The sequence below is a fragment of the Priestia sp. GS2 genome (assembly GCF_036409025.1).
GTDB classification, from domain to species: Bacteria; Bacillota; Bacilli; order Bacillales; family Bacillaceae_H; genus Priestia; species Priestia aryabhattai_A.
Window position 1 is genome coordinate 3,259,959 of record NZ_JAZGJX010000001.1, and the last position, 15,042, is coordinate 3,275,000.

Sequence of the window (15,042 nt, forward strand, 5' to 3'; positions counted from 1 at the left end):
CTATATTTAGAAAGATTATGTAATGTAAACATAAAAAAGAAGATTTGGTTTTTATACCAAATCTCCTGAATCATAGGTTCCAATTGCTTCCCCGTATTTTAATTTCGTTCCATTCTGCAACGTTTTTGCTAACTTTACTCTATCTTTTTCAAATAAAAGAACTACCGTCGAACCAAATTCAAACAGCCCTACCTCTTCACCTTTTTCATAAAAGGCATTACTAACAGATGTTGTATAATATTTTCCATACTTTACATTGGTCGTATGATTTCCATATGGTACTTGGACACTTCCAACAATAAAAGCACCTACTTTCACAAGTGCCACCTGCCCAGCTTTGGTATCTATATATGTGACAAGTCGTTCATTTTTTGTGAATAGCCCAGGAACATGTTCAACACCAATACGATTAACTGGGAACAATCGCCCTGGTATATATGTTGCTTTTGTTACTTCTCCGGCAAGTGGCATATGAATTCGATGATAATCGCTAGGACTTAAGTAAATCGTTAAAAAGGTTCCACCGTCAAACTTTTCAGCTTCTTCTTTCGTACACCCAAGCAGCTGCTCTACTTGATAGTCGATACCTTTTGCTTGAATAAGCGTTCCTTCTTTAATGTCACCATATTCCGCTACCTTTCCATCTACCGGACTAGCAAGCGTATACGGATTAGGTGCGACTTTTCGAGCTTCTGCTTTTAACGTTCGCGTAAAAAATGCCGTGAAATTAGGATAAGAGTCTAGAGGTTGATTCATTTCATCTAAATTAATCCTATAAATTTTACTATATGGTTTAATAATACGCCTACTAATAGAAGAACGTCCAAAAACTCCTACCCCACGCGAAATCGTATTTTGCGGTAATAATTCAATGATCTTCTTTACTACTTGATTAATCATATCCTATAACATTCCTTTCATATGGCAGACCTTGCATAAAGTTTTCGAACTACAAGTATGATAAGTACGCAGCCTATGAAAGAAATCAATACCTTCCCAGTACTTGTCCAGTTCATGACTTGATAAACAGAATAGCCTTCAATAAGAATTGAAGGAAGCTTTCCAATTGAGCTTGCTAAAATAAAAATCCCTAAAGAAGTTTTTCCAATGGCCGCAATAAATGTAACAAGGCCTGAAGGGACAAAAGGTAATAGTCTCAAAGAAAGAATAAGTAGAAAAGCTTCCTTTCCTTTTGCATGTAAAAGTCGTTGAATTTTAGGAGCAGACAAACTCTTATGAGCAGTTAATTTTCGAAAGCCTTTTCGATACAACCAAAACGAAACAACTGCTCCAACGGATTCGCCAATAAACGAAATAATCATTCCTTCCCAAAAACCAAAGACAGCTAAATTAGCTGCTGTTAGAAATACGCTTGGCAAAACACCAGCAATGCTAATGAGTAGGTTCAACAAGATACTCAATACCAATGCGATACTTTCATAGCTTTCAAATAGCTGAATAATAAACTCTTTTATATCCGCATTCATTTAGCGTTTGTTTCTCCCATTACAACTTCATAAAGCTTATTGGCAATCTCTCTTAGCTGCTGTGTTTCTTGCAGAGATAGACGAGAATAGTATTGTTCTATAATGAGTTGGTCAATTCGCTCATACTCATTAAAATACTCCTGTCCTTTAGGCCCAAGCGTTAACAAAATTTCTCGACGATTTTCGGGGTTAAGCTCTCGATGTAGATAATTTTCTTTTTCAAGCTTTGTAATGAGCTGACTAACTGAACTCATGGATAAATGATACTTTTTCGCAATCGTTTGCACATTTACAGGCTGCATTTCATAAACTGACTTCAGAATAATGAACTGCTTCGGCGTAATATCATTATTCAATGAAGAAAAATGCGTGTTCATTAAATGGTTATTGACTTCATTAAATAATGAAATAGCTTCTTTTAAATTATCTGCTTGTTTCATCTCTCCACCTCTAGTTTATCAACTTAAACAGTTTAACTAGATAAAATATATAATAGAGATATCTAGCTGTCAATTAAAAAAAAGCCTCTTCTCGTATAGAAGCGGCTTCTTAAGTGATACCTATGCATATTTGGTTCCTTCTGGCTCTTTTCTAAAAAAGCTTTTCATCGCATGAAATACATCTGCTTTTTGCTTAAGAATAAAATGGCGGAACTGTTCATCCTGAATGTTCTTATACGCAGACATTAAAGTTGAATGACGATTATATTGATTTACTTCTCCATATCCAAACATATTTGAAACCTTCATTAGTTCATTTACAAGCTTAACGCATCTTGCATTATCGGATGTTAAATTGTCGCCATCTGAAAAATGAAATGGATAAATATTATAACGGCTAGGATCGTACTTTTTGTTAATCAATTCAAGCGCTTTACGATAAGCAGATGAACAAATAGTTCCCCCGCTTTCTCCTTTAGAGAAAAAGTCTTCTTCTGAAACAACTTTGGCTTCTGTATGATGGGCAATAAATTCAATTTCAACAGTTTCGTACTTTGTTCGTAAAAAGCGAGTCATCCAAAAGAAAAAGCTTCTCGCCATATACTTTTCCCAAATTCCCATAGATCCACTTGTATCCATCATCGCAAGCACAACAGCTTTTGATTCAGGCTTTGTCACTTCATTCCACGTCTTAAACTTTAAATCTTCAGGAAAAATAGGATGAAATGCAGGCTTTCCGGTCATTGCATTGCGCTTATATGCAGACATCATCGTACGCTTTTTATCAATATTCCCCATCAAGCCAGTGCGTCGAATATCATTAAATTCAATGTGTTCCACAACGATATTATCAGATTCTTTGCGCTGTAAATTCGGCAATTCAAGCTGTGCAAACAGTGCTTCTTGTAGCTCCATAAGCGATACTTCTGCTTCAAAGTAATCTTCTCCTGCTTGATCACCTGCGCCTTGACCTTTACCAGCACCTTTTTTTCCATCACCGCCAGATCCATCTCTGGCTACAACATCTCCTACTTTACTTTCACCATCCCCTTGCCCTACGTGTTTATTCTTATCATAGTTGTAGCGAATTCTGTACTCATCTAATGAACGAATTGGAATCTTAACAACGTCTCTCCCATTTGACATGACAATGTTTTCTTCTGTAATTAAATCCGGTAAGTTATTCTTTATCGCTTCTTGGATTTTTTCTTGGTGTCGCTTCTGATCGTCATGACCTTTACGGTGGAGGGACCAGTCTTCCTTGGAAATCGCAAAACTCTTATCAATCTCTTTACCCACGTATTTCCCCTCCTTGTTCAAGCTGCTTTTGAAAGGTTGTTTATTCTATCCTATGTCTTAAAATGATATACTTGCTAATTAATTTAGCTTCGGCTTTTAAAAAGCCCGGCTGTACACTATCATATGAAAAAGCATCTACTGTGAATGAGATAAATGCCTATTTTGCTAATATAAAAAGATAAAGAAAACATGGCACATATCAGCGGTGCCATGTTTTTTTATCATTCTTTATCGATTCAATAAGCTTCCTACATAGCGTAAAAGTTCATTCGCTGAGACTGAATTGTAGCCGTGCTCATCAATTAAGCGAGCAACCACCTCATTTACTTTTTTCAGCTGCTGTTCGTCTGGCGTTTTCGTCGATGTGGTAATTTTCACTACATCTTTTAAATCTGCAAATAATTTTTTCTGAATAGCTTCACGTAAACGCTCGTGCGAATTATAGTCAAAGCGTTTCCCTTTGCGAGCATATGCAGAAATACGGATTAAAATTTCTTCACGGAACGCTTTCTTCGCATTTTCCGAAATACCAATTTGCTCTTCAATTGAGCGCATTAACTTTTCATCTGGATTCATTTCTTCGCCTGTTAACGGATCGCGCAACTTGTTTTTATTGCAGTACGCTTCAACGTTATCCAAGTAGTTATCCATAAGCGTTTTCGCTGATTCTTCATATGAATATACAAATGCTTTTTGAACTTCTTTTTTCGCGATTTCATCATATTCTTTACGTGCTAATGAAATGTAGTTTAAATAGCGTTCACGATCTTCAGCTGAAATGGATGCATGCTGATCTAATCCCTCTTTTAGCGAACGCAATACATCTAATGCATTAATTGATTTAATATCTTTTCGAATAATGGTTGATGAAATTCGGTTAATGACATAACGCGGATCAATTCCACTCATGCCTTCATCCGAATGTTCTTTCTTCAACTCTTCCACGTCTGCATCATTATAGCCTTCAACAGATTGGCCATCATATAATCTCATTTTCTTTAATAAATCAATATCGCCTTTTTTCGGTTCTTTTAGTCTGGTTAGCGTTGTAAAGATGGAAGCAATGCGCAGCGTATGTGGTGCGATATGCACGTCGGATACGTCACTTTCTCGAATCATTTTTTCGTAGATTTTCTCTTCTTCACTAACCTTTAAATTATATGGAACCGGCATAACAATAATACGTGAATGCAAGGCTTCATTTTTCTTATTCGAGATAAAGGAGCGATACTCCGTTTCATTTGTATGTGCGACGATTAATTCATCTGCACTAATTAAAGCAAATCGTCCTGCTTTAAAGTTCCCTTCTTGAGTAAGAGATAGTAGATGCCATAAAAACTTTTCATCACACTTTAACATCTCTTGGAACTCCATCATTCCTCGGTTGGCTTTATTTAGCTCTCCGTCAAATCGATATGCCCGTGGATCTGATTCTGATCCGTATTCGGCAATAGTTGAAAAGTCAATGCTTCCTGTTAAGTCAGCAATATCCTGAGACTTTGGATCAGATGGACTGAATGTACCAATCCCCGTACGCTTATCTTCAGAGAAGAAGATTCTTTCTACAATGACGTCTTCAATTCTGCCGCCATATTCTTCTTCTAATCTCATTGTATTTAAAGGTGATAAGTTGCCTTCAACTCGAATGCCGTACTCTTCATAGAAGTCTCGACGCAGATGATGTGGAATTAAATGAAGCGGATCTTCATGCATTGGGCATCCTTTGATGGCATAAACAGCTCCACGATCCGTTAACGAATACGCTTCTAACCCTCTTTTTAGCATTGTAACAAGCGTTGATTTCCCGCCACTAACTGGCCCCATAAGTAATAAAATACGCTTCCGGACATCTAACCGTTTCGCTGCAGGATGGAAGTACTCTTCAACCAGCCTTTCAAGCGATTCTTCTAGACCAAACATTTGTTCACTGAAAAATTTATATTGCTTTTTCCCATTGACATCTTCAATTCCTGCATCTTTAATCATATTGTAGACCCTTGAATGCGCTGGCTGAGCAATTAAAGGCTCATCTTTAATTAGTTTTAAATATTCTTCAAATGTACCTTCCCATTTAAGTCGATTCTCTGCTTCACGGTATTTTTCAATTTTCTTTAATATATCCATTAAAGGACCTCCCCTACTAGTTCTGGTGCTAGTGAACAAGATTAATACAATCTATGCAGTAAAATGTTTGAACATGCTTTTTAAATTAAGAAATTCAGAATTTTGTCTACATTAAAGATTCACAGTATCCCGTGAATTAGCTATAATAATTAGTAGGAGCATGAAAGAAAAATAAAGGAGGCTCTATCGATGAGGTTACTATTAGTTTTAGGTGTATCACTTGCTTTTTTATCAGCAATTTTTACGGCTGGTTACAATGACAAGCCTGGAGTAAAGCGCAAATAGAATTAACCTACATAGAACAGTCATCCTTGTAAAAAAAGAAATCCCCTTAATCAAGGGGATTTTCTCTTAATAAGTCGCCATATTCTTGTTGTCGTAGTGCTTCATAAATTAAAATAGCTGCCGTATTTGATAAATTTAAAGAACGAACGTTTTTCGTCATTGGCAAACGCAAACATCTATCCATATTCGCTTCAATAATTTCATCAGGTAAGCCACTTGTTTCGCGCCCAAACACAAAGAAGTGATCGTTTTCCACATTGCTATAGTCAAATGATGAATGCGGCTTCTTTCCGAATTTGGTAATGAAGTAAAATGCTGCTTCTGGATACTTTTCAAAAATTTCTTCTAGCGAATCATGATAGACAACCTCAACATAATCCCAATAATCTAAGCCTGCGCGCTTTAACATTTTATCATCCGTAGAGAAGCCTAGTGGACGAACTAAATGTAAAGTTGTGTTCGTTGCTGCACAAGTTCTCGCAATATTACCAGTGTTAGCTGGAATTTCTGGTTGATATAAAACAACATGTAGTCCCAAAATAGTCACCTCTAAATACAAATCTATTCATCATTATACCATTAACTTTTCAAAACAAAAGAGCTATTTATTGATCGGTAATGTGGAAGAAAGCATACTTTATATTTGGCGTATAGGCCGTCGAATCCTCATAAGCCCAATAGCGCATGCGGCTATTATACGTATTAGCATTAACTAAAGGCATCCCGTCCGCATCCTTTGCCACCACAATTGTCGTGTGGTTCCACCTGCCATCGCCTTCAAAATCATAGCAAATGACATCTCCCATTGCTAGCTCTTTAACTGAGCTTTTTTTAATGGCCCGCAGTCCTTGTTTTGAGCTTTGAAGATAACTATGCATCGAATGTGCCACTGCCCAGCTATAGCTCCAATTATCTTTACTAAGCCACCAGCCTTTGCTTCGATTATGTTGCCCCCTCATTGGTGCTTTTCCTGCTCGTAAACACTGAGAGATATAATTCGTACAGTTTACCTCAAAGTATTTATAAGCTGGATTAGGCGTATTCCAATATGTTTCTGCATACTGTACTGCTGCTAGACGATTATAATATCCATTTCGATTAGCTACCTCTTCCTTATCATCAATAATGAATTCTAAATCATCTATTTCATCTATATGAATAGGAAGCAATTTATCATGAATAAGCGTATCTTTATAAAATAATGCGCATCGCTCTTCTACGTCTTCTTCTACATAAAATAAATCATCTTGCTTACATAGAAATCGTTTGTGTACGTGATACGTAACAGTTGTTTCCTCGTTTTCGTTCTGAACATTATGAATAGCTCCTTTAACCGTACACTTCACAACTTCTACTTTTCTTTTTCTCAGTAAAGACTGCTTAAGCTCGTATTCATGTTCAATAAAAGGCTTAAAGTCCTCGCTGATTACTTGATTCACGTAGCCGTTTGCTTTGGCTTTCATCAATGTATATAGAACATTTTTCTTTGCTAGCATCTGTTCACCACTTTTCTCTGCTTTTACTATACGCTATGATGAACAGCTTACCTTTTAACACAACAATTTCAACTTCTATGACTTTACTAAAAGGGCAATGCCTTTTTCAAATTCTTGCTTTGCTTCTTCATCTGACTCTTTTTCTTTTAATTGTTCCAGCAGAGGCAACACTTCGTCGTTGCCAATTTTCCCTAATGCCCAAGCTGCTGTTCCTCTTATTACAGGGCGCACATCTTCTTTCATTACTTTAATCAAATCAGGTATAGCCGTTTCATCTTTAAAATGAGCAAGTGCGATAATTGCATTACGTTGAATTGGTTTTTTTCCACGCCAAGAGCCTGATACATGACCATATTTTTCTTTAAACTCACGATTGCTCATTGTTAACAATGGCTTTAATTTCGGCTTTGCGATTTCAGGATCTGGTTCCATTTCGGGATGAAAGTGAAAGTCTTTTCCTTTATTTTCAGGACATACCGTTTGACACGTATCACAACCGTATAGGCGATTGCCAATTTTGTCTCGAAATTCATCTGCCAAAAAACCTTTTGTTTGAGTTAAAAAAGCAATACAGCGCTGAGAGTTAAGCTGTCCTCCTGTGACTAATGCACCTGTTGGACATACCTCAACACATTTATTACAAGTACCACACTGATCTTCAATTGGCTGATCTGGTTCAAATGGTATATTCGTAACAATTTCACCTAAATAGACGTATGAACCAAACTCGGGCGTAATAATCGCGCAATTCTTTCCACTCCAGCCTATCCCAGCTCGCTCAGCAACGGCACGGTCAGATAGCTCGCCCGTGTCCACCATAGATTTCACTTCAACTCCTTGAACCTTTTCTTTTAAGAATGACTCAAGTTTTTGGAGCCTATCTCGTAAAATGGTATGATAATCTTGTCCCCAAGAAGCACGACAAAAAATGCCTCTTCGGTCTTCTTTTGTACTTCTTGGTGCACCAGGCATTTTAGAAGGATATGCAAGAGCAATGGCAATGATTGACTTCGCTTTTGGAACCAGGAGCGTTGGATTCGTACGTTTCTCAATATCAGGTTCTTCAAACCCTGAAGCGTAGCCTAATTCTTGTTGTTTTAATAAGCGATCTTTTAACGTCTCAAATGTTGACGCACTAGCAAAACCAATTTTATCAATACCTATCTCTTTACTATAGGCAATTACTTCTTTTTTTAACTGTTGAAAATCCATTTATGCTATTCTCCTTTTAAAATTCAATGCGTAGAATTGCTTTTATTATCATTTTCACTGGAACAATTCTACTCTATACATAACTTACAAATGAAAAGGTGGTATTTTATATGAACGTTATTATTTCATCAGAAATCAAAGAAAAAAATAATGATATTAAACTAGGTATTATTCAATATCAAAATATTGAAGTAAGCGAAGCTCCACAAATGTTAAAAGGCAGATTACGACTCTTTCAAGAATCAATTTATTTTGATTTACAAGATAAAGCCATCACTTCTTTTGAAGGAATTAAAGAATGGAGAAGCGTGTTTAAGGAGTTTGGAACGGACCCAAGCAAATATCGTCCCTCAATTGAAGCATTATTTCGTCGAATTCAAAAACAAACGTACTTGCCGACCATTAATTCAGCTGTAGACTTAAATAACTTCTTTTCTCTTCAATACGAAGTACCTTTAGGCATTTACGATAAAAGCTGTTTAAAAGGAAACATTTCGTTACGTCTTGGGAATGAAGATGAAAGCTATCGTGCAATTAATGGTCGAGAAGTATCTCTGCATAATAAAATTGTATTATCAGATGAAAAAGGTCCATTCGGAAGTCCTTATGTGGACTCCAATCGAGCTCCCGTTTCTGAACAGACGTCTGAAGCACTTCAAATCATCTTCTTAAAACCTTCTCTATCCAATGAAAGCTCTTTAAAACTAACTGATTCTCTGAGCACTATGTTTACACAAATTCATGGTGGAGAAGCTTCCTATTCGCTTATCAACTAATCACAAAGACGTTTATCTATAGTAGATAAACGTCTTTTTTCATTCACTATAACCTTAAAAATATAAAAAACGCAACACCTTGTTTTTGGTAAACAAGATACTGCGTTGTGATCACAATATGTATGGAGCGGGTGATGAGAATCGAACTCACGACATCAGCTTGGAAGGCTGAGGTTTTACCATTAAACTACACCCGCAGATAAAGTTGTATTATCTCTTAACAACATTAATTATAATACCTTTCGACATGAATTGCAACCCTTCTATTAAATTTATGTGAAGATATTAACGAACTATTAATTTTCTATAAAAAATGTGCTTTGCAAGCCATCTTGCAAAGCACATTTCTTAGCTATATTGATAATCTCTTAAAGCTTTTAAAACTGAAATTTCTTCTAATATCTGTTCACCTACATTTGTTTCTTTTACCATTTTTCTTTCTAACTCTTTATCAACCAGTCGCTTAACGGATAGTACATCAGCTTCGTCCAATAAGATATCTTTTTTAGAGTTAAAGTGCTTATGAGCAACTAACTGCATGCCGTAAGAATTAGACAATAACGTATATCCTGCAATTCCAGTTTGTGATTGATATGCTTTTGAAAATCCACCATCAATGACAATCATTCTGCCATTTGCTTTAACAGGATTTTCACCCTCTATTTCTTTCACAGGCGTGTGACCATTAATAATATGACCATGGTCTGGATTTAACCCAAAATCAGCTAATATTCGACGACACATATCCTCTTTTTCACGAAGGTAATAATATGGATTTTTCTTTTCTTTATGCGTTGCTTTCTCTTTAATAAAATAGCGCTCAAACGTCGTCATCGCTCGTTTTCCAAATAACGATGAATATTCACCTGTCCATAAATACCAAACCATATCAGTTGCTAAATCATCCGTCTGATCCGGATGGGCGAAAGCAGAGCGTAAATATTGCTCAAACACATCTAACAGCTGACGACCAGAATAAGACTTGCCTTCAATCGTCATCTTTTCCATATTTCCTTCTTCATCTAAAGGAATACACCCATGGATAAGTAAGTTACCGTTATATTTTAGATAAAGATTTCCTTTATTCATAAGAAAGTTCATATGTCTTGCTAGCTTTTCAGAATGTTGAACTGAAAACAATAATTTCTCAATAACCTGCTCCTCTTCCTCTAAGAGTTCTTGTGGATTTTCAGAGTTCACAGTTGCAAAACATCCGTTTTCAATAGGATACGTTTTATCTCCAAGTGTAATTTCATTTGTTTCATAGTTAACTTTTTCAAGCAATAGTCGCTCTGACATATTAAAATACGGGCGTCTTTTAATAATTGGCATTTCAAGTTTAAACTGAATCATTGCGATAGCCTGATGAATTTTTGTAATCTGTAAACGCTCATGTTCAGATAGTTGCGAACCTACATTTTCTTTTGGGCGGAAAGCAGGATTATCATCATAATATTTTTCTGCTAAGTTTAGAAGCGGTCGTAAGTTAATACCATACGCATCTTCAATAATATTTAAGTTATTGTAACGTGCACAAATACGAACAATATTGGCTAAGCATACTTTCGAACCTGCAAAAGCTCCAATCCAAAGAACGTCATGGTTTCCCCACTGAATATCGACAGAATGATAGTTAATAAGAGTTTCCATGATTTTATCAGGCTCGGGACCACGATCATAAATATCTCCAACGACATGCAAATGATCGACAACCAAACGCTGAATTGTATAGGCCAGTCCCGAGATAAGTTTATCAGCTTGTCCTAACGAAATGATTTGCTGCACAATTTTATGATAATAATGCTCTTTATTCGTGAATTCATCTGTTTTATATAAAAGCTCTTCAATGATATAAGCAAACTGCTCCGGTAGGGCTTTACGTACCTTTGAACGTGTATACTTCGATGATGCATACAACACTAAATCAAGCATGCGATTAATCATTGTCGTATACCAATCACGTAGCTCTTGCTTGCGAGTAAAGTTTGCCTTGATAATCTTCAGCTTCTCTTCTGGATAGTAAACAAGCGTCGCAAATTCATTGATTTCTTGTTGAGATAAAGTATCCTTAAATAAATCTTTAATCTTTTCTTTTACGTTTCCTGACCCATTTCGTAATACGTGCTGAAAGGCCTGATACTCGCCGTGTAAATCACTTACAAAGTGCTCTGTTCCTTTTGGTAAATTAAGAATTGCTTCTAGATTAATAATTTCCGTGACAACTTTCTCTTCCGTATCGTACTTCTTAGCCAGTAAATCTAAATAATTTACGTTCAAAACTATGTATCCCCTTTCACACTAACTTATCACCTCAGCAGCGAAATATGCTTACTGCATGAGTCTTTAATCTTTAGTACTTATTGTACACCTCTTCAGACTCGACTTCTAGAGAGATGAATTACATTTTGTTAACTAATTTACAAATTTTATTTAACCTGCCATAACATTTAAGCGGTTGAGTAAATAAAGAAAACAAAAAAGACTTCAACAGAGATGTTGAAGTCTTGACTTTATTACCGTTTATGTAAAAACTAATACCAGTGGTCGGGGTCGAACCGACACTCCCGAAGGAACACGATTTTGAGTCGTGCGCGTCTGCCAATTCCGCCACACTGGCAAAATAAAAAAAGGCAGAAATAATATAAATGGTGCCGAGGGCCGGACTTGAACCGGCACGGTAGTCACCTACCGCAGGATTTTAAGTCCTGTGTGTCTGCCAATTCCACCACCCCGGCAGGACTTATTGTGAATAATGGAGGCGGCAACCGGATTTGAACCGGTGATAAAGGTTTTGCAGACCTCTGCCTTACCACTTGGCTATGCCGCCACTTTATTCAAAATATGGAGCGGAAGACGAGGTTCGAACTCGCGACCCCCACCTTGGCAAGGTGGTGTTCTACCACTGAACTACTTCCGCATATTATATGGCTGGGCTAGCTGGATTCGAACCAACGCATGACGGAGTCAAAGTCCGTTGCCTTACCGCTTGGCTATAGCCCAATAAAAATGGGGCGACTGATGGGAATCGAACCCACGAATGTCGGAACCACAATCCGATGCGTTAACCACTTCGCCACAATCGCCGTGTTAATTGGCAGGGGTAGTAGGAATCGAACCCACACTGACGGTTTTGGAGACCGTAGTTCTACCTTTAAACTATACCCCTATAAGATGGTGGAGGGGGGCAGATTCGAACTGCCGAACCCGAAGGAGCGGATTTACAGTCCGCCGCGTTTAGCCACTTCGCTACCCCTCCAGAAAAACATGGTGCCGGCAAGAGGACTTGAACCCCCAACCTACTGATTACAAGTCAGTTGCTCTACCAGTTGAGCTACACCGGCATGTTTTCATAAGATGGTGGCTCGGGACGGAATCGAACCGCCGACACAAGGATTTTCAGTCCTTTGCTCTACCAACTGAGCTACCGAGCCTTCTTATAATGGCGGTCCCGACGGGAATCGAACCCGCGATCTCCTGCGTGACAGGCAGGCATGTTAACCGCTACACCACGGGACCACTTTGGTTGCGGGGACAGGATTTGAACCTGCGACCTTCGGGTTATGAGCCCGACGAGCTACCAGACTGCTCCACCCCGCGATGATAAGAATGTAAATGGTGGAGGATGACGGGATCGAACCGCCGACCCCCTGCTTGTAAGGCAGGTGCTCTCCCAGCTGAGCTAATCCTCCAACTATGTATAAGAATAATGGTGACCCGTACGGGATTCGAACCCGTGTTACCGCCGTGAAAGGGCGGTGTCTTAACCACTTGACCAACGGGCCATTTAATAAGTAAATGGCGGAGAGCAAGGGATTTGAACCCTTGAGACAGCGTTAACCGCCTACACGATTTCCAATCGTGCTCCTTCGGCCACTCGGACAGCTCTCCAAATGGCTCCACAGGTAGGACTCGAACCTACGACCGATCGGTTAACAGCCGATTGCTCTACCACTGAGCTACTGTGGAATCTTATAAAGCCTGGCAACGTCCTACTCTCACAGGGACAAAGTCCCAACTACCATCGGCGCTAGAGAACTTAACTTCCGTGTTCGGCATGGGAACGGGTGTGACCTCTCTGCTATCGCCACCAGACATATTATATTATACAACATTTTCGAAAGAAATCAAGACTTTTTTGAGTTTTTATTCTTTCAAAACTAGATAACATTTTGCTGAGTACTAAGTTTACTGTCTAGCTACGGCTCCTAATTGTTCGGTCGTTTCACTTCTGTTATTGAAACCAAAAAGCGGTTTCCCTATCAGAAGCTCCAACGCCTTTCACAATTGAACAGTCGCCTTCGCTTTTCTAATTTGGTTAAGTCCTCGATCGATTAGTATCAGTCAGCTACACACGTCGCCGTGCTTCCACCTCTGACCTATCAACCTGATCATCTTTCAGGGATCTTACTAGCTTGCGCTATGGGAAATCTCATCTTGAGGGGGGCTTCATGCTTAGATGCTTTCAGCACTTATCCCGTCCACACATAGCTACCCAGCGATGCCTTTGGCAAGACAACTGGTACACCAGCGGTGTGTCCATCCCGGTCCTCTCGTACTAAGGACAGCTCCTCTCAAATTTCCTACGCCCACGACGGATAGGGACCGAACTGTCTCACGACGTTCTGAACCCAGCTCGCGTACCGCTTTAATGGGCGAACAGCCCAACCCTTGGGACCGACTACAGCCCCAGGATGCGATGAGCCGACATCGAGGTGCCAAACCTCCCCGTCGATGTGGACTCTTGGGGGAGATAAGCCTGTTATCCCCGGGGTAGCTTTTATCCGTTGAGCGATGGCCCTTCCATGCGGAACCACCGGATCACTAAGCCCGACTTTCGTCCCTGCTCGACTTGTAGGTCTCGCAGTCAAGCTCCCTTGTGCCTTTACACTCTACGAATGATTTCCAACCATTCTGAGGGAACCTTTGGGCGCCTCCGTTACTCTTTAGGAGGCGACCGCCCCAGTCAAACTGCCCACCTGACACTGTCTCCCAGCCCGATCAGGGCTGCGGGTTAGAATTTCAATACAACCAGGGTAGTATCCCACCGACGCCTCCACCGAAGCTAGCGCTCCGGCTTCTCAGGCTCCTACCTATCCTGTACAAGCTGTACCAAAATTCAATATCAGGCTACAGTAAAGCTCCACGGGGTCTTTCCGTCCTGTCGCGGGTAACCTGCATCTTCACAGGTACTATAATTTCACCGAGTCTCTCGTTGAGACAGTGCCCAGATCGTTACGCCTTTCGTGCGGGTCGGAACTTACCCGACAAGGAATTTCGCTACCTTAGGACCGTTATAGTTACGGCCGCCGTTTACTGGGGCTTCGATTCAGAGCTTCTCCCAAAGGATAACCCCTCCTCTTAACCTTCCAGCACCGGGCAGGCGTCAGCCCCTATACTTCGCCTTGCGGCTTCGCAGAGACCTGTGTTTTTGCTAAACAGTCGCCTGGGCCTATTCACTGCGGCTCTCTCGGGCTATACACCCTACCAGAGCACCCCTTCTCCCGAAGTTACGGGGTCATTTTGCCGAGTTCCTTAACGAGAGTTCTCTCGATCACCTTAGGATTCTCTCCTCGCCTACCTGTGTCGGTTTGCGGTACGGGCACCTCCCGCCTCGCTAGAGGCTTTTCTTGGCAGTGTGGAATCAGGAACTTCGGTACTATATTTCCCTCGTCATCACAGCTCAGCCTTATGATGAGCGGATTTGCCTACTCATCAGCCTAACTGCTTGAACGCGCATATCCAGCAGCGCGCTTACCCTATCCTCCTGCGTCCCCCCATTACTCAAACGGCGGGGAGGTGGTACAGGAATATCAACCTGTTGGCCATCGCCTACGCTTTTCAGCCTCGGCTTAGGTCCCGACTAACCCTGAGCGGACGAGCCTTCCTCAGGAAACCTTAGGCATTCGGTGGACAAGATTCTCAC

At 39.8% G+C, this 15,042-nt stretch carries 10 protein-coding genes, 17 tRNA genes and 2 rRNA genes (1 of these 29 cut by a window edge); 1 reads left to right on the forward strand and 28 read right to left on the reverse strand.

Going from position 1 to position 15,042, the window contains the following annotated elements:
• Positions 1-51: 51 nt before the first annotated feature.
• The 8 genes from asd to queG all read right to left on the reverse strand — a co-directional run bounded on the left by asd (position 52) and on the right by queG (position 8,343).
• The gene (asd, locus tag V2145_RS16495; protein WP_330988016.1) at positions 52-900 is read right to left on the reverse strand and encodes an archaetidylserine decarboxylase; all 849 of its coding nucleotides are present in this window, start codon (positions 898-900) and stop codon (positions 52-54) included.
• 17 nt (positions 901-917) lie between these two features.
• Positions 918-1,475 carry a TVP38/TMEM64 family protein gene (locus V2145_RS16500; protein ID WP_094912733.1) on the reverse strand — a complete coding sequence of 186 codons (558 nt, stop codon included), beginning with the start codon at positions 1,473-1,475 and terminating at the stop codon, positions 918-920.
• 8 nt (positions 1,476-1,483) lie between these two features.
• Entirely contained in the window at positions 1,484-1,927 is a 444-nt protein-coding gene (locus V2145_RS16505; protein WP_094912630.1) for a MarR family winged helix-turn-helix transcriptional regulator, read from the reverse strand.
• A 120-nt stretch (positions 1,928-2,047) separates the two neighbouring features.
• Positions 2,048-3,226, reverse strand: coding sequence for a sporulation protein YhbH (gene yhbH, locus V2145_RS16510; RefSeq protein ID WP_025908460.1), 1,179 nt, complete (start codon positions 3,224-3,226; stop codon positions 2,048-2,050).
• Between the two features lie 228 nt (positions 3,227-3,454).
• Positions 3,455-5,350 (reverse strand): PrkA family serine protein kinase, encoded by a 1,896-nt coding sequence (locus tag V2145_RS16515; protein ID WP_094912629.1) that lies wholly within the window; start codon positions 5,348-5,350, stop codon positions 3,455-3,457.
• 331 nt (positions 5,351-5,681) lie between these two features.
• On the reverse strand, positions 5,682-6,182 hold the full coding sequence (gene trmL, locus V2145_RS16520; RefSeq protein WP_094912732.1) for a tRNA (uridine(34)/cytosine(34)/5-carboxymethylaminomethyluridine(34)-2'-O)-methyltransferase TrmL: 501 nt from the start codon (positions 6,180-6,182) through the stop codon (positions 5,682-5,684).
• 58 nt (positions 6,183-6,240) lie between these two features.
• On the reverse strand, positions 6,241-7,131 hold the full coding sequence (locus V2145_RS16525) for an amidase domain-containing protein (RefSeq protein WP_094912628.1): 891 nt from the start codon (positions 7,129-7,131) through the stop codon (positions 6,241-6,243).
• A gap of 75 nt (positions 7,132-7,206) precedes the next feature.
• Entirely contained in the window at positions 7,207-8,343 is a 1,137-nt protein-coding gene (queG, locus tag V2145_RS16530; protein ID WP_094912627.1) for a tRNA epoxyqueuosine(34) reductase QueG, read from the reverse strand.
• Between the two features lie 110 nt (positions 8,344-8,453).
• On the opposite strand from queG, the gene V2145_RS16535 reads away from it, so the two are divergent.
• Positions 8,454-9,119, forward strand: a complete 666-nt coding sequence (locus tag V2145_RS16535) for a B3/B4 domain-containing protein (RefSeq protein WP_094912626.1) — start codon at positions 8,454-8,456, stop codon at positions 9,117-9,119.
• Between the two features lie 123 nt (positions 9,120-9,242).
• Here V2145_RS16535 and V2145_RS16540 read toward each other — a convergent pair.
• The 20 genes from V2145_RS16540 to V2145_RS16635 all read right to left on the reverse strand — a co-directional run.
• Positions 9,243-9,316, reverse strand: a tRNA-Gly gene (locus V2145_RS16540).
• A gap of 151 nt (positions 9,317-9,467) precedes the next feature.
• A complete protein-coding gene (locus V2145_RS16545; RefSeq protein WP_094912625.1) occupies positions 9,468-11,396 on the reverse strand; it encodes a fructose-1,6-bisphosphatase in 1,929 nt (642 codons plus the stop codon).
• 258 nt (positions 11,397-11,654) lie between these two features.
• Positions 11,655-11,736, reverse strand: a tRNA-Leu gene (locus V2145_RS16550).
• A gap of 29 nt (positions 11,737-11,765) precedes the next feature.
• Positions 11,766-11,854, reverse strand: a tRNA-Leu gene (locus V2145_RS16555).
• A gap of 18 nt (positions 11,855-11,872) precedes the next feature.
• Positions 11,873-11,946: transfer RNA gene (locus V2145_RS16560), tRNA-Cys, on the reverse strand.
• Positions 11,947-11,961: 15 nt separating this feature from the next.
• A tRNA-Gly gene (locus tag V2145_RS16565) sits at positions 11,962-12,036 on the reverse strand.
• 8 nt (positions 12,037-12,044) lie between these two features.
• Positions 12,045-12,119: transfer RNA gene (locus tag V2145_RS16570), tRNA-Gln, on the reverse strand.
• Positions 12,120-12,126: 7 nt separating this feature from the next.
• Positions 12,127-12,202: transfer RNA gene (locus V2145_RS16575), tRNA-His, on the reverse strand.
• A gap of 9 nt (positions 12,203-12,211) precedes the next feature.
• Positions 12,212-12,285, reverse strand: a tRNA-Trp gene (locus V2145_RS16580).
• Positions 12,286-12,291: 6 nt separating this feature from the next.
• A tRNA-Tyr gene (locus V2145_RS16585) sits at positions 12,292-12,375 on the reverse strand.
• A gap of 9 nt (positions 12,376-12,384) precedes the next feature.
• Positions 12,385-12,460, reverse strand: a tRNA-Thr gene (locus tag V2145_RS16590).
• 14 nt (positions 12,461-12,474) lie between these two features.
• Positions 12,475-12,550, reverse strand: a tRNA-Phe gene (locus tag V2145_RS16595).
• Between the two features lie 9 nt (positions 12,551-12,559).
• Positions 12,560-12,635 (reverse strand) — tRNA-Asp (locus V2145_RS16600).
• A gap of 4 nt (positions 12,636-12,639) precedes the next feature.
• Positions 12,640-12,716, reverse strand: a tRNA-Met gene (locus V2145_RS16605).
• A 16-nt stretch (positions 12,717-12,732) separates the two neighbouring features.
• Positions 12,733-12,808, reverse strand: a tRNA-Val gene (locus tag V2145_RS16610).
• Between the two features lie 18 nt (positions 12,809-12,826).
• Positions 12,827-12,901: transfer RNA gene (locus tag V2145_RS16615), tRNA-Glu, on the reverse strand.
• 14 nt (positions 12,902-12,915) lie between these two features.
• Positions 12,916-13,007, reverse strand: a tRNA-Ser gene (locus V2145_RS16620).
• Between the two features lie 3 nt (positions 13,008-13,010).
• Positions 13,011-13,085: transfer RNA gene (locus tag V2145_RS16625), tRNA-Asn, on the reverse strand.
• Positions 13,086-13,095: 10 nt separating this feature from the next.
• Positions 13,096-13,211: ribosomal RNA gene (gene rrf, locus V2145_RS16630) — 5S ribosomal RNA — on the reverse strand.
• 219 nt (positions 13,212-13,430) lie between these two features.
• Positions 13,431-15,042 (reverse strand): 23S ribosomal RNA (locus V2145_RS16635); it runs 1,323 nt beyond the window's last position.

Excerpts from the sequence above, each read along its gene's own strand:
- asd (WP_330988016.1), bottom strand. The coding sequence starts at position 900 with ATGATTAATCAAGTAGTAAAGAAGATCATTGAATTATTACCGCAAAAT.
- V2145_RS16505 (WP_094912630.1), bottom strand. The coding sequence starts at position 1,927 with ATGAAACAAGCAGATAATTTAAAAGAAGCTATTTCATTATTTAATGAA.
- V2145_RS16515 (WP_094912629.1), bottom strand. The coding sequence starts at position 5,350 with ATGGATATATTAAAGAAAATTGAAAAATACCGTGAAGCAGAGAATCGA.
- V2145_RS16525 (WP_094912628.1), bottom strand. The coding sequence starts at position 7,131 with ATGCTAGCAAAGAAAAATGTTCTATATACATTGATGAAAGCCAAAGCA.
- queG (WP_094912627.1), bottom strand. The coding sequence starts at position 8,343 with ATGGATTTTCAACAGTTAAAAAAAGAAGTAATTGCCTATAGTAAAGAG.
- V2145_RS16535 (WP_094912626.1), top strand. The coding sequence starts at position 8,454 with ATGAACGTTATTATTTCATCAGAAATCAAAGAAAAAAATAATGATATT.